1 protein-coding gene is annotated in these 1,542 nt (G+C 47.3%); it reads right to left on the minus strand.

Annotation, left to right across the window (positions count from 1 at the left end; all coding sequences use genetic code 11):
* Positions 1-1,542 (minus strand): cadherin-like domain-containing protein (locus tag AB4133_RS21930; RefSeq protein WP_372225749.1); only part of this gene is annotated, 1,542 nt, incomplete at both ends.

A 1,542-nucleotide genomic window follows, 5' to 3' on the forward strand; every position in this document is an offset into this window, starting at 1 on the left:
TATTGGTTTGGTTGACCGTGCCATCGCTTGCGGTGTAGGTGAACACCACGTCCGCGGTCGCTCCTGTGGCCAACGCTTGAGAATCGCTGCCGTCCGCCACAAAGCTGTAGCTGCCATCGGCACGAATGGTCAATGTGCCGTAATCATTGCTGATCACCGTGTCGCCACTCTCTGCCACGGCGGTCGCGGTGCCCGTGGTACCGTTCAAAATACCCGTGACGTTCAATGAGTCACCATCGACATCGGAGTCATTGGATAGTAAACCGTTACCAGCACCAACGGTTAAAGTTGCGTCTTCACCAACCTCGCCGGTATCGACATTGAGTTCGGGCGCGTCGTTTACAGGTGTGATATTTAATGTCACTGTCGCTTGGTCTTCGCCACCATTTCCATCAGTGACTGTATATTGGAATGTGGCCTCACCGTTGTAGTCTTGATCTGGTGTGAATGTGATCGTTTCGTTTACATAGTCAACCGATAATGTGCCATTGACCTCAGACGTTATTGAACCAACAACAATTGAAAGAACATCACCATCGATATCAGTATCATTCGCTAACAACTCTGCGAATGGGATCGTAATAGGCTCATCTTCACGCGTAACGAGCTCAGGTTGGTTGATCCCCGTTACAATAACGTTGTCAATCAAAGCCCCAAGACTATCTGAAGCACCATCTCCTGCAAATGCTAACTCCGTACTATCAGCTTGCACCTCCAGCTCGGCGGTAACACGGTACCAACCATTAGCATCTGGTAGGCTTATTTGAATATCAAGTCCATTAGCACCGGAAAGGGTCCCATCCGCATGTACCGTGACCGAGGTGTCACCGATTTTAAAGACCATATCAGAAGACGAGTTACCATCTTGGCGAGGGTTATAGTCAAATTCAACCCGAATACTATCTTGACCTGAAGTGTCTATAATCGTTGAAATTTCAGTGTTTTTGTGAGCGTCGAGTTCAGCAAGATAGTCACCATGAGTTGCATCAGCAATTAGACCATCACGCTGAACCTCTAGCCCGTTGGTCGCATTCCAGTCGCCAAGATCATCACCAGTCACAACTGTCCATCTGCCAGTGTTTATCATTTGTTCAAATGACTCGGAGAAAAGTAACGTCTCGCTACTTTCGTTGTAACTATCATCAGTTGCTTTTGGTCCATCATTTGTGCCAGTGACCGTAATAGTTAAGGTCGCAGTATCCATCCCCCCCTTACCATCACTTATCGTATAAGTGAACGTTTCAGACACCTGCTCACCAGCTTTTAAGCTATCCGCATTATCAGCAACGTAGTTGTAACTACCGTCTTCGTTAACAATCAGAGTGCCAAAGCTACCGGTTAATCCAGATCCTACAGTTCCAGCTGTGCTATTTGATGCATTTTCAGCACCTGTCCGAATACCAATGACTTCGAGGTTATCGCCATCAATATCGCTATCATTTTTCAGTAACCCTATTGATGCATCTACTGCTAAAGTCGCATCCTCGTTAATAGACCCACTGTCATTGCGAGCGATTGGCCTGTCGTTAGTACCGGTGACAG

The organism is Vibrio sp. 10N.286.52.F8, from assembly GCF_041468745.1.
GTDB lineage: Bacteria > Pseudomonadota > Gammaproteobacteria > Enterobacterales > Vibrionaceae > Vibrio > Vibrio crassostreae_C.